Raw genomic sequence first — 18,513 nt, 5'->3', positions numbered from 1 at the left:
ACAATCCTTTAATCACCCTCGGATTCACGTAATAAGCTGTGGCTAATCCCATCTGCACGTAAAAATGCCAAATCATAACTGGCCGTCGCCAAGGCCAAAACTCGACGTTCAAATTCTTGCCACAAGGGTTTCACTTGCTGCTCTGCTATACCCAAGCCACTTTGATGGGTGAAGTTTTTATTCTTTTCGCAAATTTTGAGGGCATGATATAACTTGCGCCCTTTCGATGCATCTGGTCGTAACCGCACGCGCTTGGACAACACAAAGCCTTCCACATGACGTAAATCGGCAAAGGGCAACATTGGAACTAAAATCTGATCCAGTTGAGCATCTAATCGCAGCCAAACTGCATGTTGTTGTTGTGCCGTGTAAGTATTCCACTTAATCACTTCATGATTAAAACGACGACACCCCCGACAAACTGCATCACCAAAGACCGTTGAACAACGCCCAGCACAAGGCGTAAGTGAAGCAATCCGACGATCATTACTCAAAATAAGCTCCTGAAATCAGCAAGATACAATCTTAAAAACAGTCATAAAGGTTTTTAACAGCCATTAAAAACCATGCCAGCATAATACCTTTTCTGACCACATTAAAAAACCATAATTCTTGATGGGTTTTCTCGCTTATTACAGCAATTCGCGCTAAAATACGCGCCTTAAATTTTATCCTTCGTTTATATTTGGAGTACTCCATGAACGCTACTGTAGAACAGCTTGCACCTGTAGAACAGCAAGCGACCTCTGGTTGGGTTGTTGCCGCACTTTATCAATTCAAAGAAGTTCAAGATCCTGCTGATCTGCAACAACGTCTTTTAGACTTGGTAAATTCTATCAACCTGTGTGGTACTCTAATTGTGGCGGGTGAAGGAATAAACGGTACGGTTGCCGGTGACCGTGCAGCTGTTGATGCAGTTCGTCAATTCCTGTTAAACGAAGGTTTTCACGCAATGGAATATAAAGAGTCGCATAGCTCTGATAAACCATTCCGCAAAATGAAAATTAAACTTAAAAAAGAAATCGTAACGCTCGGTGTTGAAGTTAAACCGCGTGATTTAGTCGGTCACTATCTCGATCCAAAAGAATGGAACGAACTGATTGCTCGTGATGATGTGATTCTAGTCGACACGCGTAATGACTACGAATACAAAGCAGGGACTTTTAAGGGTGCGATTGACCCGAAAACCGAAACTTTCCGCGAGTTTCCTGAATACGTAAAACAAAACCTTGCTGAACATAAAGATAAAAAAATCGCCATGTTCTGTACAGGCGGAATCCGTTGTGAAAAATCGACCTCTTTGCTTTTACAAGAAGGCTTTGAGGAAGTGTATCACTTGAAAGGTGGTATTTTAAAATACCTCGAAGAAACACCAGCCGAAGAAAGCCTGTGGGAAGGTGAATGCTTTGTCTTTGATGGTCGTACTGCCGTGACTCACGGTGTAGAAGAAGGTCAAAACATTAAGTGTCACGCCTGCGGTTGGCCATTACTTCCTACTGAAGTAGAAGAACCAAGCTATGAACATGGTGTGTCGTGCAAATATTGCGTAGACAAAACTACTGAGAAGCAAAAAGATGGTTTCCGTATGCGTCAATCTCAAATTGCAGCAGCAAAACGCAAACGCCTGTAATTTTGTCTATTGAAAAAAAGCCTCCCCCTGTGGAGGCTTTTTTACATGGCAAGATCATAGCAAACAAATACAAAACAATGCTTTACCCTACTTTCAAATCCCACTAGGATAAATGATCTTTCACTTTCATAAACGTCTATGAACCTGACAGACTGGATTATCTCCATTATGGAGCAATTGGGCTATCTCGGCATTGCCCTACTGATGTTTTTGGACAATGTTTTTCCGCCGGTTCCTTCCGAAATTATTATGCCCTCTGCAGGTTACTCCGCCTCACAAGGTGAACTTGTACTCTTTGGGGTTATTATTGCAGGGTGTATCGGCTCTTTAATTGCCGCTGCCGTGCTGTACTGGGTGGGCTATAAATTTAACCACGATGCTATTTTTCGTTTTGTCGACCGATACGGCAAATATTTTTTTATTAAATCGGCAGATGTGAAAACAGCGCTGGACTGGTTCGAGCATTATGGGCATCGGATCGTATTTTTTGGGCGCATGGTGCCCGCTGTGCGTTCCCTGATTAGTATTCCTGCCGGCATGAGTCATATGCCGTTTTGGAAGTTTATGTTTTATAGCAGTTTGGGCACCATCATTTGGACCACTTTTTTGGCCTGCGTCGGTTTTTATTTTGGTGAGAACCAAGCCTTAATGCATCAAATTTTCAGCCAAGTTGGCTATGTGATGATCGGGATTGTGATTTTAATTCTGTTATGGATTTTCTACCGACGACATCAGCGAAAATCACGATCTTCCACCGATTAAACAAATCTATTGAGGAATTTGCATGACCCATTATTTAAAACATTTTGCTGCCGTCTATAGCATTGCCTTGGTGCTTTTGGTTGCAGTCTTGATCTTTGGACTCCAGTTCAGTGGGATTACGCTGATTCCTGCACTGATTGCCTCTGCACTCATCAGTGCAGGACATTTTGTCAAAAAGGAACAACGTTTACCGAGCAATGATGAAAAAATTCAATTGGTCTGGGGCTGTAGTGCCGTTGCCATTATGATTGCCAGTTTCTTTGTATTCTTTTTGGTTCTCATGAATCCACAAGCCGAACAAATTTTAAAAGCAGCCGATGAAGCCGGACTAGGGCTTGCAGCCGTGATCATGCTCTGCCTCATTGCCATTCATGGAGCAATCTTTCATTTTGCCTATGGTGGGTATGCCACTTATCGTTTTCAAAAGCTGAAACAACGGCCCGCTGCATAACAGATGTTTACATTATTTCAGCATACTGAGTTTGGATTGGCTCGCCTGCATTTCCTCACTAAGCCATTGCTGAAAAATAACTTTGCGGGGATCATCTTCAAAAGGCAATGCAGAAAGTAAATAATAAGCAGAACCATCTTGAACTACAGGGGAAAGTATTTGTAATGTGTGAAAATCCAATTCTTTTTAATCATATATACCGATACAAGTGTTACCCCTAAACCTACTAAGCAGGCTTCTATGCCATCTTTTTCGAATCGATTGCTTTACCCCAGTCAAAATCATTGCATCTAAGCGCTAAATCAATATGCTGAGCATTAAAATCAGCGACTCCCCCAGCGGTTAATAAACTGATCTCAATCTCGGGAGAGTGCTGTTTAAATTGAATCAAACGTGGAATAAGCCATTTGATTGCTATCGTCGGTTCACAAGACAATATTAGCAGTTTCTTGAAATGATCCTGTTGTTGCAGCTGCTGTAAACACTGATCAATTTTCGGAAAAACTGGTTCGCAGCATGTGAATAATATGCCTCCCTCCACAGTTAGCTGTAGCTTTTTCCTTCTCGAACAAATAAATCACAGCCTAGAGTTTCTTCTAAGTTTTTTAATTGTTTACTCACAGCACTTTGCGTCACCAATAGCTTTTCCGCTGCAACGGTTAAGCTTTCATAACGAGCGACATAATAAAAAAACTTAAGGGAATTCAGTGACCATCGCTCAATCATTCCAAAAACTCATTAATCTGGCAGAAATAAAGTCGATTTTAAATATAGAAAATATATGAAAAATATATAAATCCTTTAATTCAACTCCAATCAGGATTCATGAGTGAATGAAATCATAGCAATTTTGATGATCACCGTACTGACCGTAATTAGTCCTGGAGCTGACTTCGCGCTGGTCAGCCGTAATAGTTATTTATATGGTAGGCAAAGCGGCATTTATACAGCATATGGTATTGCCTGTGCCGTATGGATACACATTGGCTATAGCGTGTGAGATCTCAGTTTTTTACAACACTTTATTCCCAACCTAGTCAATGTTATTCAATATGTCGGTGCACTTTATTTAATCTATATCGGCTATAAAACCTTTACACAACGTCCTATTGTTGAACAGACAGCATCGAACGCAGCTCAGCGCTGGCAAGCATTCAGACAAGCTTTTTTCACCAATAGCTTAAATCCAAAAACTACCCTGTTTGTAATGAGCATCATTGTACAGCGACTCTCAAGTCAAAATCTTGGGCTGAGCTTAATCAGATATGGCATTTTTATTTCAGGCAGTCATTTGATCTGGTTCCTGCCGATTTCCTTATTTTGTTCCACGCCTGCGATTAGAAATAAAATCTTACAGCAACAAATGACTATTAACCGTTTAATTGGCAGTATCCTGAGTTGTTTAGGTCTGGGTTTATTGCTTGTTCACTAATCCAAAATAATTGAGCTAGAGAAGCTCAATTATAAAATTTTGCAATAAAAAAACGTCCGCTAGGGACGTTTTTTATCTTTCGATGAATCCTACCTGCCATCAATAATGGCAAAAATACGCTTTAGGCTGGGGTGTGATACATCAAATACAATTCATTTAAATTGTCTGGAATTTCTTCAGCCAACTCATCCATCAACTGACCGTTGCGACGGAAAGATTCCATTTGCGGATCTTCTTCATCAATGCCACTAAACACCATGATCGGTAAAGTCAGGTCAACCAATTGCTCTTCATATTCAGGGGCAAACCATGCCTCTTCATTCAAGAACATCGCATCAACAAAACCGACACTCCAGTCACCTAGGCTTGATTCCACATCGGCTTCTTCAATCTCAAAAGGAAACTCAATTCCTTCTTCATTGGCCAAATTCTGACGAATACTGTCTAACCAAGATTTCACTTGTGCAATAATTTCGGCAGGAACTTTTTTCTGATTGCTTTCAAAAAGCTCATCTAACCAACCATCAAATTGCGGACCAACAGCAATTGCACATAAAAAACCATGAGTCGCTGCAAAATCTAGACCATACTCATTTTGGTCACCATCTAGATATTCACTCAAAAGGTCTAAATCTAAAGCACTCATTTCATATCCAAGCTTAAAATTGTAAGACGTAGCATAACACTTTCAACGCACGATTCTCATCGTGTGTATCAATCATCTTCATCATCAAAGTCGTCGTCATCGTCTATATCATAATCAAAATCTTTTAACTCGCGCTCTAAACGGCGTTGTGCGAGTAAATCATCGATTAATCGACGTTTTTCCAGCGACTCTTTTGCGCTAATCTTTCCTGATGCCTCGTCAAAATTGACGTCATCATCACCGTAGTTATCATCTAATTCAAAATCTGTTGAAGACACTCAAACTACCTCAGAATAAAAATATAATGGGTCTAGGCGCTATTTATCCTGCTTCAGAATCCTTGTCAAGATTTATTTAAATTTATCTCATTTAATTTGAATTTTAGTCTTTATTTTTAACCATTTTTTATGGCATGATATAATCCACCTTGCGTCTTTCTGTTTTTCGGTATTTTTAATATCAAATCCAAAAATTTTGATTTGGATTTTAAACTGACAAGCGTGAGGGATGAACTTGAAAATAACAATTTCACCCCCATCTTTATCACTGAATTTACATTTAATATTTTATCAGGCGGCTTATAAGCTGATTATTCCTGATGAGATACATTGCAATTTACAGATTAAATTTATGAAGCGAACTGAGCTATCTAGCGCGGTTTTTCACAATTACAGATTCAACCAAGAGTAAGCAAAGATGAGCGATATGACTTCCCCTACTTCGCAAGTAGCGGCTCTGATTAGCCGAGGCAAAGAGCAAGGTTACTTAACTTATGCTGAGGTTAACGATCATCTCCCAGACTCGATCACTGAAAGCGAACAGATTGAAGACATTATTCAAATGCTTCAAGACGTCGGTATTCCAGTTCACGAACGTGCACCTGAATCTGACGATACCATGTTCGAAGACAATGCAGAAGCTGCGGATGAGGTTGCTGAAGAAGAAGCTGCTGCCGTTCTTGCCTCTGTAGAAAACGAACCTGGTCGTACTACCGATCCTGTACGTATGTACATGCGTGAAATGGGTACGGTTGAGCTTTTAACCCGTGAGGGTGAGATTAGCATTGCGAAACGGATTGAAGAAGGTATTCGTGATGTCCTGCATTCTATTGCCTACTGGCCAAATGCAGTTGAAGTCGTTTTACAAGAATATAATGATTATCTAGAAGGCGAACGCCGTCTAGCTGATATTTTATCAGGTTATTTAGACCCTGAAACTGATGATGAAATTCCAGAAGTTCTGGAAGAAGTATCCGAGCTGGAAGAAGAGGAAGAAGCATCAACCAAGTCAACTAAAGACGTTAAATTGGATGATGATGACGAAGATGAAGAATCTGATGGTGATGATGACTCTGAAGGTGATTCAGGCCCTGACCCAGAAGTGGCAAAAGTTCGTTTTGAAGAGTTAGAAGCAGCTTGGAACGAAACCAAATCTGTAATTGCTAAACATGGTCGCAACAGTGAAGAAGCGAAGGCTTCGCTTGAAGCACTTGCCACTGTGTTTATGATGTTTAAATTTACCCCGCGTTTATTTGACATCATCTCTGAAATGATCCGTGGTACACACGAACAAATTCGTACCTCTGAACGTGAAGTGATGCGTTATGCAGTCCGTCGTGGTCGTATGGATCGTACGCAATTCCGTACCTCGTTCCCAGGTCAAGAATCAAACCCAGCTTGGTTAGATGAACAAATCGCGAAAGCACCTGCTGAGCACAAAGCACATTTGGAAAAAGTTCGTCCAGACGTGCTCGCATTCCAGCAAAAAATTGCCGATATCGAAAAAGAATTGGGCTTGAATGTCAAAGACATTAAAGACATTTCTAAACGTATGGCCGTGGGCGAAGCGAAAGCACGTCGTGCGAAAAAGGAAATGGTTGAAGCCAACTTACGTTTGGTAATTTCGATTGCGAAAAAATACACCAACCGAGGCTTACAATTCCTGGACTTGATTCAAGAAGGTAACATCGGCTTGATGAAAGCGGTGGATAAGTTTGAATACCGTCGTGGTTATAAGTTCTCGACTTATGCAACCTGGTGGATTCGTCAGGCAATCACCCGTTCGATTGCAGACCAAGCACGTACCATCCGTATTCCCGTACACATGATCGAAACCATTAACAAGATCAACCGTGTATCACGTCAACTTCTTCAAGAAATGGGCCGTGAACCGACTCCAGAAGAATTGGGCGAACGTCTGGAAATGGACGAAGTTAAGGTCCGCAAAGTGCTTAAAATTGCCAAAGAACCGATTTCTATGGAAACGCCAATTGGTGATGATGAAGATTCGCATTTGGGTGACTTCATTGAAGACAGCAACATCACCTCTCCAGTGGATGCGGCAACTTCAGAAGGCTTAAAAGAAGCGACTCGTGAAGTCCTTGAAAACTTAACTGAGCGTGAAGCGAAAGTCTTAAAAATGCGTTTTGGTATTGATATGCCAACGGATCACACTTTGGAAGAAGTGGGTAAACAGTTTGATGTAACACGTGAACGTATTCGTCAGATTGAAGCCAAAGCTTTACGTAAATTACGTCATCCTTCTCGTTCTGAACATTTACGTTCATTCCTTGAAAATGACTAAGACCGTATGACACGGATAGAGGCCTTGAAAAACAAGCAAGCGCCTCCATCTTGTATCTATGTGAAACACAACGCCTGCTCTCCCGCAGGCGTTTGAAATAAGGGCGCTACAATGTTAGACCGTACACCATCTCGCGAACTTCAAGAACATCTTTGGGTTTTCCCAATGGATTACCCAATTAAACTCATTGGGGCAGCAGGTGATGAGTTACGCGTTGCAGTCGTTGAAATTTTGGTAAAACATTTTCCAGAGTTTGATGACGGAAGCTTACGTATTCAACCATCACGTACAGGGAAATACCATTCTCTGACGGCTCAACTCCGTTTCGAAGAACTTGAGCAAGTCCATGCACTTTACGCAGATTTAGCCGCTTGTCCATTAATTAAGACCGCGCTCTAAATTCCAAAAAACACGCAATCAAGCGTGTTTTTTTATGCCAATTCTACCGCCCCGTTTAAGAATAACTCCCCTATCTTGCGCTGCTGAGCTTATAATTTCCTGTAATTGAAAATCTTAATAAGGACGCTGCAAACGTGACTGATCCTGTTCTGAAACCTACTTTAATCATTCGCCAATTTAATCAGCTAACGCCTTATGCAGACCGTTTTCAGGAAATGAAGCAGTTCACTGAACAACGTGATGCGGAAACACCCGATGAACTCTGGTTATTACAACATCCCGATGTGCTCACCCAAGGACAAGCTGGCAAACCAGAACACATTCTAATTCCATCCAATATTCCTGTGGTGCAAAGCGATCGTGGGGGGCAAGTCACTTGGCATGGACCGGGTCAGTTGGTGGCTTACTTTATGTTTGACTTAAACCGTTTAGGCTGGAATGTCCGTACGCTGGTGTCCTATGCTGAAAATTTGATGATCGAACTGTTGAAAAAATACGGCATAGAAGCTTATGCCAAACCAGATGCACCTGGCGTCTATGTAAATGATCGTAAAATTGGTTCACTCGGTTTTAAGATTCGCCGCGGACGCAGCTATCACGGGCTCGCCTTAAATATTGATTGTGATTTGACTGGTTTTCACACCATTAATCCTTGTGGTTATGCTGGACTCGAGATGGTGCGTATTCATGATCTTGTCCTACAAAATCCGCCAAATTTTGAAAACATATGTGCGGATATCATTGAAAGTTTAGAAAACAGCGGGTACTTTAATAAAGTCCAAATTGTTCAACAATAAGCACTTTACTTTTACCAGTAAAATAAATTAGAGTATTTGCTCTAAATAAAATAAAAGACTCCTAAACAAAGGGATAAGCTAGTGATTTTAAATAAATCAGTAAAGCCTGCTTTACAACTTGCCTATGTCAAACTCATGATGGATGTGATTGGCAGAGGTTTAGTCATGGCAAGTCAGGTGGATGATGAAATTAAGCAGGAGGTTGCCAAATTTCCAGCCAATTTTATCTTATCCATGAATGTTTTTCCGCGTGGACCCGCGTTTATTGCCCAAGTCACTGATGACCATCAATTGGTGCTCATAAACAGTACTGAGCAAAAACCTGATCTGACCATTACCTTTAAGCATCTGAGTCATGCTTTTCTGGTTTTTTCATTTCAAGAAAGTACAGCACAGGCTTTCGCTAATGATCGGATGATTGCCGATGGTGACCTGTCCTATGCAATTCGCTTGGTGCGCTGCTTAAATAAAATGGAAGCATTAATTTTACCGAAATTACTGGCCGAACTCGCAGTCAAACAATATCCACACGAACTTAGCCTAAAAGAAAAACTGACAGGTGCAGCCAATATCTATCTTAAATTGGCTCAATCATATTTCAAACGGAGTGCATAACATGGCAAAGCCTTATTACGAATTTTTTTGTCCAGTTAAAGTTATTGCAGGCAATGCAGCGTTAGAACACATTCCATTTGAACTCTCTACCCTAGGTGCAAAACGTCCGATGATCATCACGGACAAAGGCGTGCGTAGCAACCAGTTACTGGCTCCAATTGAGGCTGCTTTTGAATCGACAGATGCGGTGATTGGCTGTATTTTTGATGATGTTCCACCCGATTCAAGTTTAGATACGGTTCGCCAAGCTGCTGCTCTATACCGTCAAAACCAATGTGATGCCATTATTGCAGTAGGTGGTGGTTCTGTAATTGATACCTCCAAAGCCACCAATATTTTGGTCAGTGAAGGTGGTGACGATTTATTGCAATATTCAGGTGCGCACAATCTGCCAAAGCCATTAAAACCATTTTTTGTGATTCCAACCACATCGGGAACAGGCTCTGAAGTCACCATGGTTGCAGTGGTTTCAGATAAAGCCAAAAATGTGAAAATGGCTTTTGCATCTTATTATTTAATGCCTCATGCAGCCATTCTAGACCCACGTATGACGCTCACCTTGCCACCGCATTTAACCGCCATGACGGCAATGGATGCACTCACGCATGCGGTAGAAGCTTATACCTGTATGGCTGCCAATCCGATCAGTGATGCCTATGCGACTGCCGCGATTAAAAAAATCTGTAGTCACTTGTTTAATGTCTTAGATAATCCCAACGATGCGCAAGGCCGTTTAGAACTGGCTCAAGCGTCTACCATGGCAGGCATTGCATTTTCCAACTCGATGGTCGGTTTGGTGCACTCTTTGGGACATGCTTTGGGCGCTGTAGCTCATCTTCCCCATGGACTATGCATGAATCTGTTCCTTCCATATGTATTGCAATACAACAAAGAAGTGAATGGTGACAAAATTGCTGACTTGCTACTCCCTTTAGCAGGTGCTGATATCTATGCACAAACTCCTGCGCATCTGCGTGCAGAAAAAGCCATTAACACTATTCAAGCCATGCGTGACCGTTTGTTCAGCTTAACCAAACTCCCAAGAACGCTTCAAGAAACCGGAAAAGTCACTGAAGCACAACTGGATGAAGTGGCAGAAAAAGCATTGAATGATGGTTCTATCATTTACAATCCGAAAGAAGCGACTCTTGAAGACCTCCGAGCGATCCTGCAAAAAGCTTGGTAAAGCAGCGTGATCATTTAAAGCCTGATGTGTAAACATCAGGCTTTTTCGTCAATGACACTAGAGTCATTATTTTTTCACCCATTTGGCAGAGAATTTGCTAAAAAATTCTACAAAATTACTGACAAGTGCCATCAATTTAGGATAGATTGGCGCACTTTATTTACTCGTAGGGGGGATCGTTCGTCTCAAACGATCCTTATAAACATGACTGATCCTTGATCAACGATTAAGAGGATAACGCCGTTGACAAATATCTCTGGGACTCAATCGGCAGCTAAACTGCAGAAAACGCTTGGACTTTGGCACATTATCATCATTGGTTTAGCTTATATTCAACCAATGACTTTGTTCGATACTTTTGGCCTAGTATCAGAAGAAAGCCATTATCATGTTCCGACCTCTTATATTATTGCCCTGATTGCAATTTTATTTACCTCCATTAGTTATGGACACATGATCCGTCGCTATCCGTCTTCGGGTTCTGCATATACTTATGCACAAAAATCGATTCACCCGAATGTCGGTTTTATGGTGGGTTGGTCATCATGGTTAGACTATCTATTATCACCAATGGTCAATATTATTTTGGCGGTGATTTATCTTGAAGCCTTATTCCCTAATGTAAACCATTGGGTTTGGGTGTTTGGTCTAACTGCATTTATGACTGGTGTTAACCTTCGTGGTGCACGTTTTGTTGCCAACTTTAACAGTCTGATTGTTTTCGTTCAGTTAGGTGTAATTGCTTACTTTACATGGATGGTATATCAATTACTTGCTGCTGGTGTGAATGCAGATGGCACTTTAGTCAATGCAAGCTATCAACTCTGGAGTCTAGAACCATTTTGGAACGAGATGACCACTGTTGGTGCATTAATTACTGGTGCAACCCTACTCTGCTTCTCATTCACAGGTTTTGACTCGCTCAGTTCTTTGGCTGAAGAAACCAAAGATACTGAAAAGACTTTGCCTAAAGCCATCTTTATGACGGCATTAATTGCAGGTATTATTTTCATTATCAGTACCTACTTTATGCAGATCTACTTCCCGAATGATCCAAAAACCTATTTTGAAGATGTTGCTGCAACCCAGCCTGATATTTTACAGGCAGTTGGTGGCGTAGCCTTCAAAACAGCGGTACTGTATTTTGCGATTGTAACGGTTATGGCATCAGGGATTTCAGCACATGCTGGCGTATCACGCTTAATGTATGTGATGGGGCGTGATGGCGTGATCAATAAGAAAGTATTTGGTCATATTAGTCCGAGAACGTATACACCATCTTACAACATTTTAATTGTTGGTTTTGTTGCACTGACCGCGGGCTTTATGGATCTGGATATCGTGATTTCAATGATCAGTTTCGGTGCATTAACAGCCTTTACTTTTGTAAACCTGTCTGTGATCTCTCGCTATGCATTACGCGACGGTCGCACCAAAACAGCCAAAGAAATCATCAACTTTGTGGTGATTCCAATGCTTGGTTTCATCAGTATTTTTGCGATGTGGCTCGAAATTGAAGAAACCGCATTGAAATACGGTTTGTGGTGGGCAATGTTTGGTATTTTATACTTAGGCTATAAAACCAAAGGCTTCAAACAACCTGCTCCACAGCACAATGAATTTGATGATCATCACTAATTTGTAGTGTTAAATTCATTAAAAAAAGACGCGTTAGCGTCTTTTTTTATTCAACTTGATCTCAAGTTAAGCAACAAATTTCTGCGTAATTGCAGCAATACGCTGCGCATAAACTTCAGCTGTCTGCAAATCACCGGATGGGATCTCTTCGACACCAGCATCTGAAGGCGTTTGCACCAATAACCCAACAGAACCACCTAAATTATTCACATCCTCTCGGGTTGCCGATTTAGTATTTGCAGGTAATAAACCGAGACTCACCCAAATACCACCATGCTGTGAAGCCAAGGTCTGGAGTTGAATTAAGGTCACTTGCTTATCACCATTCAAACTTGCGCTATTGGTAAATCCTGCAAAAATTTTGTCTTGCCACGCACGAGTGAACCATTTTTTTGAGCTCGCATCTGCAAACTTCTTAAATTGCCAAGGGGCTGACCCCATATAGGTGGGTGCACCGAATACAATTGCATCAGATTGATCGAGCGTGTGCCAATCTTGTTCTTGAATTTCACCATTGCTATCAATTTCAATTAAATGCGCTGCAATTTTATTTGCCATGGTTTGTGCAATTACTTTGGTATGACCATAGCCAGAGAAATATACGACTGCAATATTCGACATCTTGTTTTCCTCATCTTGATAATATGCTGGGGTAGCCCCAACTGAGCTTCTCAGCAGAACCCCTTTCGCACCGAACAGCTTTACCGTGTATGAATCTATGATACACTTATGTAACCTAGTATCAATTAGTTACCACTTGGTAACTGGTCTAGCAAAACGGTGTTTGACTGTTTTAAACAGATAGATTCGGCAGGTGTAATATGAATAAACCAATGAAATTTAATATTTTTCACCCAGAATGTCCTGCACGACTATTTTTTGAAAAATTTGCAGACAAGTGGATTCTGTTAATTGTTTATACGCTGGATCAGCGGCCTCAGTACTTTAACGAACTGAAAAAGAATATCTTAGGTATTTCACCTAAAGTACTGTCGCAAAAATTAAAAATTTTAGAACGGGATGGTTTTCTAACACGGACAATTCATGAAGATAATGTGATTCGCGTGGAGTATCAACTGACAGGAATTGGCAAAGACTTTGCGCAAAATGCTTATCAACTCAAAGACTGGGTCGAAGCCAATATGGAAAAAGTACTCGATTTAAGGGCGGGATTTGACCAACGCCAAGAGCAAGTAGAGTGAGCTTAAACTCACTCTACTTTTATAATGGATTATTCGGCTAAAGACTTAAAGCCTTGCTGACGCCAAGCTTCATAAACAATCACGGCTGTCGCATTCGATAAATTCAAGCTTCTAGAATTCGGTGCCATTGGCAAACGAATCCAATGTTGCTGAGGAAACATTAAACGGACATATTCGGGTAAACCACGTGTTTCTGGCCCCATGAGCAAAGCAATCGGGCGATTCAAATCAGAAGTATGCGGCGTTTCAGTGCCTTTGGTAGTCAAAGGATAAACTGCATTTTGATCCACCCCTTGCGCAGCTAAAAATTCAAGACATTGTTCAATATTGTCCCAAATTTGCATACGTGCCCATTCATGGTAATCCAAGCCTGCACGTTTCAGTTTTTTATCATCCAACTCAAAACCCAATGGCTTAATCAGATGTAGCTGCGCTCCAGTATTGGCACATAAACGAATGATATTTCCTGTATTGGCAGGAATTTCAGGCTCGTATAAAACAACATGGATCACAGTTTTTCTCTACTTAATAACTTGACTATCTATGCTACTTGCCAATTACGGTACAGTGCCATACCGCAATTGCAAATAAAAGAGATAGCGAATGGATGAAACAATGGCAAGGTGCTATTGCCATTGTAATTGTTCGCGCAAACTCACTACTTCACCAATAATAGTTAAAGTTGGCGCTTGAATATGATGTTCACTGACTTTGCTGGCAATGTCTGCCAAAGTTCCCACCACAACTTTCTGTTCTGGAGTCGTGCCTTTTGAAATCAGGGCGACAGGCATGTTTGGGCGCTGACCATGCGAAATCAATTGTTGGCAAGTATTCTCTAGACCCACCAAGCCCATATAGAGCACCAGCGTCTGATTTTCATAAACCAATTCAGGCCAAGGCAGTTCGGGTGAACCCTCTTTAAGATGTCCAGTCAAGAATCGTACACTTTGCGCATAATCCCGATGGGTAAGTGGAATGCCTGCATAAGCGGAACAGCCTGATGCTGCTGTAATGCCTGGTACCACTTGAAAGGTAATGCCAGCAGCAAACAGTTCTTGAATTTCCTCTCCACCACGACCAAAGATAAACGGATCACCACCTTTGAGACGACAAACTCGTTTACCTTGACTGGCGTATTTCACCAATAAAGCGTTAATACCTTCTTGCGGAACAGCATGATTGGATCGTGCTTTGCCGACATAAATTTTTTCAGCATCACGACGACAGAGATCCATGATCGGTTGCGATACCAAGCGGTCATAAATCACCACATCCGCTTGTTGCATTAAGCGCAAGGCTTTTAAGGTGAGCAGTTCTGGATCTCCAGGTCCTGCTCCGACCAAATACACTTCGCCTTTGGGCGTTTTCCATGCCTCTAAGGCGAGTTCAATCAGCCGATCAGCTTCAGCCTCATTACCATGAAACACCTGCTCTTTGAGTGGACCCGCGTACAAGTCTTCCCAAAAAATTCGACGCTCATCAGGATTACTGATTTTCTCTTTCACCGTGGCGCGCCATTTACCAGAAAACTCAGCCAGCTTACCCATACCATGGGGAATTAAGGTTTCTAACTGAGTCCGTAACTGACGCGACAACACTGGAGAAGTACCGTTACTGGCAACTGAAATCACCAATGGGGAACGATCAATAATGGCAGGAACCATAAAGCGACAATGTGGCGGATCATCCACACTATTGACCAGTACCTTTTCGGCTTCGCAAGCTTCAAATACCTGCTGGTTGACAGCACGGTCATTGGTCGCAGCAATCACTAAACGATAGTCGCGCAAATTGACCTGCATGGCAAAATGTTCAGCAACATACTGACCTTGGGTTTGTTCTACCAACGCCAATAGATCATGTTCAATTTCAGGCGCAAGCACATGCAATATTGCCCCTGCTTTGGCTAATAAAACTGCTTTACGATAGGCAATACGCCCACCGCCGACAATCAGACACGCTTGCTGTTGCAATTTCAAAGAGATTGGAAATATCTCCACGGAATACCTCTAATATTTGTATCTGATCGTCTTAAAGCAATTTTCGTGCACAAATGCAGTCATTCATCGACTTCAATATTAGTCAATGAAGGTTAAGCCGCCCATATAGGGTTGCAATACTTCTGGAATCTCAATCGAGCCATCTGCACGCTGATAGTTTTCCATCACGGCCAATAAAGTACGCCCGACAGCAAGTCCAGAACCATTTAAAGTATGCACAAACTCGGTCTTCTTCTGATCTGCACGATAACGTGCCTTCATACGACGCGCTTGGAAATCCCACATATTTGAGCATGAAGAAATTTCACGATAGGTGTTTTGACTCGGCACCCAAACTTCAAGATCATAAGTTTTTGCAGCGCCAAAGCCCATATCACCGCCACATAATGTGATTTTACGGTAAGGTAGACCTAATGCTTGCAAAATACCTTCTGCATGACCGGTTAATTCTTCAAGGGCTTGCATTGAATCTTCTGGTTTAACAATTTGTACCATCTCAACTTTATCAAATTGATGTTGGCGAATTAAACCACGCGTATCACGACCATAAGAACCCGCTTCACTACGGAAACATGGCGTATGTGCTGCATATTTTAACGGTAAACGATCTGCATCAATAATTTCGTCACGCACAAAGTTAGTTACAGGCACTTCGGCAGTCGGAATCAAATAGTATTCTTTCTCGCCTTGTAATTTGAATAAATCTTCTTCAAATTTAGGCAGTTGGCCCGTACCACGCAAAGAGTCTGCATTGACCAAATACGGCACATACGCTTCGGTATAGCCATTTTTTAGCGTATGCGTATCGAGCATGAACTGGGTGAGCGCACGTTGCAAACGCGCTAAAGGCCCTTTGAGCACGCTAAAACGCGAACCAGTAAGTTTGGTTGCCGTTTCAAACTCTAAACCGCCCATCCACTCACCAAGATCCGTATGATCTTTAATGTCAAAGTCAAAGCTACGTGGCGTGCCCCACTTATACACTTCAACATTATCACTTTCGTCCTTACCTTCTGGTACAGACTCATGTGGCATGTTTGGAATAGACAATAATTTAGCTTCAAGCTCTGCCTGCAATTCTGCTAACGCAACTTCGGCCGCTTTGATTTCGTCACCAATCGCCGCCATACGCGTCATTATTTCAGAAGCATCGCCACCCGCTTTTTTAATTTGACCGACTTGCTTCGCACCCGCATTACGCTCAGCTTGTAAAGCTTCTGTTTTGGATTGTAAATCTTTACGGCGAGCTTCTAATGATGCCCACTCTTCCACATCCAACTGGATACCACGTTTTGCTAAGGCTAAATTTACAGCCTCAATATTTGTTCTGATTAATTTCGGGTCGATCATAGCCAATCTTTGCTAAGGGAAAAAACTGGCTATAGTGTAAGCTGTTCATCTTAAAAAATACAGTCAACAACGTTCCGACACCGAGACATTCAGGTAATAATCCATCAATTAAGCTGATGGCTGTAAACTTTAATGCTCAGGATATTGCGGCAGACTTGGTAAATATTCTGGACGGACAAATTTTTTCAGTGTGTAGTAGGGTAAAGTCAGCTCACTCATGCCTTCTGCATAGGAGGCCAGCTCATACAATGGATAAACAAAGACCAATCCATTCGCACCATAATAAAAATTATCACTCAGCTGCAATTTGCCTTTTTCAATATTATGTTCTTGTAGCCAATTCAAATTATTGTCATACAGTGCCTCTAAAACTTGTGCATCCACACCCTCAAGCAAAATATCCTGCAAGGCTAAACGTTTTTTCTGTTTCAAATCAAAATTCACAAACTCCTGATGGTACATGCCATGTGCTGCACCTGCGGAATAACTGTAACTTTGCATGGCAAAGGTGGCAAAATTATCGTTCTGTCCGACATAACGCACATAAGTCGAGCTTTGATTCAGGCTCGGTTGAGCATTATCATCCAAACGCACTTTTTGATTGGGCTGATTGGAAAAGGCTATTGGATCGGCTTTTTTTATTCGATCCATAAAATACTGATCAATCCATTGCATGTTCGTTTTCACAGTTTGAATATCATACTGTGTGCATCCTTCAGCCTCACAGGCTTCCGGTTTATTTAATTTCACCGCAACCACTTTGGCTTGAATGGCGGGAATCGTGTCTACAGTTGTCGTGTGTTCGGCCGCCTTAGAATCTGAAACCGGCTTGGATGCTTCCTTAGGTTGGCAAGCTGTTAATAAAATGGCAGAACAAAGCAGCGGTAAGACAAAATATCGTTGTTTTAATTGAAAAGCATTCATAAATAGACCTTAGGATCGGTATCTTTAAATATTGTCTTCACTATACAAAGTCTGACTTCTAGAAGACATTACAAAATGTAGCCCGGCCCTATCTAGCAACTATTTTCTTTTTACTCTTGTTAAAAAGCAGCGATCTGGTCGCTGCTTTTATGGCTCAATTTTCAATCAAAAACAAGATTCAGGTTATTGATCAATAATATCCGTACCCTTTGGCGGAGTAAAATTAAACGTCGATGCAGGAATTGCCGCATTAAGCTTTACATTATTGAACTTAACATAAGTGGTTTGACCCAATGAATCTTGTAAAATCATAAGATTAGGGGCTTTATTCACACCAAAACTAATCGTTAAGCTTTGGAAGGCACCATCATCACTTTTCGGATAAAGGGTATAATAGGTTTTGCCTTTATTCGGTTGAGTAATGCGATAAGACTTCATAATTTGGTTGGTATTACCCGACAATAACAAAGCTGGCGTATTCGCGACTTGTTCATCTAGACTCTGACGCACCGCTTGCTGTAAATCAGGATCATAAATCCATACTGTTTTGCCTGAAGTCACGATGGTTTGCTTAGCTGGCGATGTCGTTTCCCAGAAAAACTTCCCTGGTCGAGCGACTTTCATTGTACCTTTAAAAGCCTGATTCATATGTTGAGCCGTCAAGCCTTTCTTTTGACTGCTACCATTTCCGGATGTTGCCTTGGTGGTTTGTACAAAATTCGCACTTAAGCTCTGAATACCACTTAATTGTTTTACCAAGTTAGCTGTTGCTTGTTGCTCCGATGCCGCGACAGGTGCCGCAAAAACAGTCGTACTCATCATTGGAGCCAAGCTCGCAGCTCCCAATGTCATAGCACACATGGTTTTACGAAGCATATTCATGTCATCACCTTTCTTT

General features: G+C 41.6%; 19 protein-coding genes and 2 pseudogenes. 11 read left to right on the top strand and 10 right to left on the bottom strand.

The window, feature by feature from the left end:
* Nucleotides 1-8: 8 nt before the first annotated feature.
* Nucleotides 9-494, bottom strand: coding sequence for a DUF1289 domain-containing protein (locus ACX17N_RS03660; RefSeq protein ID WP_458891220.1), 486 nt, complete (start codon nt 492-494; stop codon nt 9-11).
* A gap of 203 nt (nt 495-697) precedes the next feature.
* On the opposite strand from ACX17N_RS03660, the gene trhO reads away from it, so the two are divergent.
* The 3 genes from trhO (at nt 698) to ACX17N_RS03645 (ending at nt 2,843) form a co-directional block, all read left to right on the top strand.
* Nucleotides 698-1,630 (top strand): oxygen-dependent tRNA uridine(34) hydroxylase TrhO, encoded by a 933-nt coding sequence (gene trhO, locus ACX17N_RS03655; RefSeq protein WP_458891219.1) that lies wholly within the window; start codon nt 698-700, stop codon nt 1,628-1,630.
* A gap of 138 nt (nt 1,631-1,768) precedes the next feature.
* The gene (locus tag ACX17N_RS03650) at nt 1,769-2,392 is read left to right on the top strand and encodes a DedA family protein (protein ID WP_458891218.1); all 624 of its coding nucleotides are present in this window, start codon (nt 1,769-1,771) and stop codon (nt 2,390-2,392) included.
* A 22-nt stretch (nt 2,393-2,414) separates the two neighbouring features.
* Nucleotides 2,415-2,843 carry an ABZJ_00895 family protein gene (locus ACX17N_RS03645; RefSeq protein ID WP_458891217.1) on the top strand — a complete coding sequence of 143 codons (429 nt, stop codon included), beginning with the start codon at nt 2,415-2,417 and terminating at the stop codon, nt 2,841-2,843.
* A gap of 12 nt (nt 2,844-2,855) precedes the next feature.
* On the opposite strand, the pseudogene ACX17N_RS03640 reads toward ACX17N_RS03645, so the two are convergent.
* Nucleotides 2,856-3,569 (bottom strand): annotated as a pseudogene (locus tag ACX17N_RS03640) (LysR family transcriptional regulator).
* A 103-nt stretch (nt 3,570-3,672) separates the two neighbouring features.
* Here ACX17N_RS03640 and ACX17N_RS03635 point away from each other — a divergent pair.
* Nucleotides 3,673-4,275, top strand: a pseudogene (locus ACX17N_RS03635) (LysE family translocator).
* A gap of 121 nt (nt 4,276-4,396) precedes the next feature.
* Here ACX17N_RS03635 and ACX17N_RS03630 read toward each other — a convergent pair.
* Nucleotides 4,397-4,921 carry a YecA/YgfB family protein gene (locus tag ACX17N_RS03630; protein WP_458891216.1) on the bottom strand — a complete coding sequence of 175 codons (525 nt, stop codon included), beginning with the start codon at nt 4,919-4,921 and terminating at the stop codon, nt 4,397-4,399.
* A gap of 68 nt (nt 4,922-4,989) precedes the next feature.
* Nucleotides 4,990-5,199: a PA3496 family putative envelope integrity protein gene (locus ACX17N_RS03625; RefSeq protein ID WP_016165788.1), complete on the bottom strand. Its 210-nt coding sequence runs from the start codon at nt 5,197-5,199 to the stop codon at nt 4,990-4,992.
* Nucleotides 5,200-5,617: 418 nt separating this feature from the next.
* Here ACX17N_RS03625 and rpoD point away from each other — a divergent pair, with 418 nt between their 5' ends.
* The 6 genes from rpoD to ACX17N_RS03595 all read left to right on the top strand — a co-directional run bounded on the left by rpoD (nt 5,618) and on the right by ACX17N_RS03595 (nt 12,139).
* The gene (gene rpoD, locus ACX17N_RS03620) at nt 5,618-7,504 is read left to right on the top strand and encodes an RNA polymerase sigma factor RpoD (protein WP_458891215.1); all 1,887 of its coding nucleotides are present in this window, start codon (nt 5,618-5,620) and stop codon (nt 7,502-7,504) included.
* 111 nt (nt 7,505-7,615) lie between these two features.
* On the top strand, nt 7,616-7,903 hold the full coding sequence (locus ACX17N_RS03615; RefSeq protein WP_458891214.1) for a YbeD family protein: 288 nt from the start codon (nt 7,616-7,618) through the stop codon (nt 7,901-7,903).
* 134 nt (nt 7,904-8,037) lie between these two features.
* Entirely contained in the window at nt 8,038-8,700 is a 663-nt protein-coding gene (gene lipB, locus ACX17N_RS03610; protein WP_458891213.1) for a lipoyl(octanoyl) transferase LipB, read from the top strand.
* Between the two features lie 81 nt (nt 8,701-8,781).
* Complete coding sequence (locus tag ACX17N_RS03605) at nt 8,782-9,315, top strand: hypothetical protein (RefSeq protein ID WP_458891212.1); 534 nt, start codon at nt 8,782-8,784, stop codon at nt 9,313-9,315.
* Nucleotide 9,316: 1 nt separating this feature from the next.
* Nucleotides 9,317-10,501, top strand: coding sequence for an iron-containing alcohol dehydrogenase (locus ACX17N_RS03600; RefSeq protein WP_458891211.1), 1,185 nt, complete (start codon nt 9,317-9,319; stop codon nt 10,499-10,501).
* A 243-nt stretch (nt 10,502-10,744) separates the two neighbouring features.
* A complete protein-coding gene (locus ACX17N_RS03595; RefSeq protein ID WP_458891210.1) occupies nt 10,745-12,139 on the top strand; it encodes an APC family permease in 1,395 nt (464 codons plus the stop codon).
* Nucleotides 12,140-12,205: 66 nt separating this feature from the next.
* Here ACX17N_RS03595 and ACX17N_RS03590 read toward each other — a convergent pair whose 3' ends face one another.
* Nucleotides 12,206-12,760 (bottom strand): flavodoxin family protein, encoded by a 555-nt coding sequence (locus ACX17N_RS03590; RefSeq protein ID WP_458891209.1) that lies wholly within the window; start codon nt 12,758-12,760, stop codon nt 12,206-12,208.
* 200 nt (nt 12,761-12,960) lie between these two features.
* On the opposite strand from ACX17N_RS03590, the gene ACX17N_RS03585 reads away from it, so the two are divergent.
* Nucleotides 12,961-13,341, top strand: coding sequence for a winged helix-turn-helix transcriptional regulator (locus tag ACX17N_RS03585; protein WP_458891208.1), 381 nt, complete (start codon nt 12,961-12,963; stop codon nt 13,339-13,341).
* Between the two features lie 29 nt (nt 13,342-13,370).
* Here the strand turns inward: ACX17N_RS03585 and ACX17N_RS03580 are convergent, their stop codons facing one another.
* The 5 genes from ACX17N_RS03580 to lolA form a co-directional block, all read right to left on the bottom strand.
* Nucleotides 13,371-13,853 carry a tRNA (cytidine(34)-2'-O)-methyltransferase gene (locus tag ACX17N_RS03580; protein ID WP_458891207.1) on the bottom strand — a complete coding sequence of 161 codons (483 nt, stop codon included), beginning with the start codon at nt 13,851-13,853 and terminating at the stop codon, nt 13,371-13,373.
* 114 nt (nt 13,854-13,967) lie between these two features.
* Complete coding sequence (gene cysG / locus ACX17N_RS03575; protein ID WP_458891206.1) at nt 13,968-15,341, bottom strand: siroheme synthase CysG; 1,374 nt, start codon at nt 15,339-15,341, stop codon at nt 13,968-13,970.
* Between the two features lie 78 nt (nt 15,342-15,419).
* On the bottom strand, nt 15,420-16,691 hold the full coding sequence (serS, locus tag ACX17N_RS03570) for a serine--tRNA ligase (protein ID WP_458891205.1): 1,272 nt from the start codon (nt 16,689-16,691) through the stop codon (nt 15,420-15,422).
* Between the two features lie 129 nt (nt 16,692-16,820).
* On the bottom strand, nt 16,821-17,615 hold the full coding sequence (locus tag ACX17N_RS03565) for an RsiV family protein (RefSeq protein ID WP_458891204.1): 795 nt from the start codon (nt 17,613-17,615) through the stop codon (nt 16,821-16,823).
* A gap of 183 nt (nt 17,616-17,798) precedes the next feature.
* Nucleotides 17,799-18,497 (bottom strand): outer membrane lipoprotein chaperone LolA, encoded by a 699-nt coding sequence (gene lolA / locus ACX17N_RS03560; RefSeq protein WP_458891203.1) that lies wholly within the window; start codon nt 18,495-18,497, stop codon nt 17,799-17,801.
* Nucleotides 18,498-18,513 lie beyond the last annotated feature (16 nt).

It is taken from the genome of Acinetobacter sp. GXMZU3951 (assembly GCF_054457875.1).
The sequence above is the reverse complement of the archived record's forward strand: the minus strand, read 5'-3'. Positions and strand labels throughout refer to the sequence as shown.